Below are 466 nucleotides of genomic sequence, written 5' to 3'. Positions count from 1 at the left end.
GAGACGACGATCGTGGTGATGAACCAGATCGACCGGTTGGCGACGGAGGCGGATCGCCAGACCGCGCTCACCGACCTGCGCCGCATCCTCGACCGCGAGGGCCTGACCGGCGTGCCGATCATCGCCACATCGGCGCGCTCCGGGCGCGGGTTGGACGACCTGCGCGCGGAGATCTCACGCCGGACCGTCGCCAAGGACGCCGCGGTCACGCGCCTGACCGCCGAAGTGCGCACCGCCGCACGGGAGCTGGCAGAGATCGGCGGGACCTCTGAACCTCGCGGACTCACATCCGAGGATCGTGAGCAGCTGATCACGGCCCTCGAAGCCGGCACGGGGTCGGCGCAGATCGCGCAGTCGGTCGAATTCGCCACGGCCACCGCCGGCACGGCCGCCACCGACTGGCCGCCGTTCGGACTCATCGCCCGGGGACGCCGCCGTCGAGCCGACCAGGAGCTCGACTCCACAC

At 71.7% G+C, this 466-nt stretch carries 1 pseudogene; it reads left to right on the top strand.

The features are described from left to right. Positions 1 to 18 precede the first annotated feature (18 nt). Positions 19 to 466 (top strand): annotated as a pseudogene (locus D9V41_RS16320) (hypothetical protein); the annotation flags it as partial.

The sequence above is a fragment of the Aeromicrobium phragmitis genome (assembly GCF_003674095.1).
Taxonomy (GTDB): domain Bacteria; phylum Actinomycetota; class Actinomycetes; order Propionibacteriales; family Nocardioidaceae; genus Aeromicrobium; species Aeromicrobium phragmitis.
Note: the sequence above shows the minus strand (reverse complement) of the source record. Positions and strands in the feature narration are given on the sequence as shown.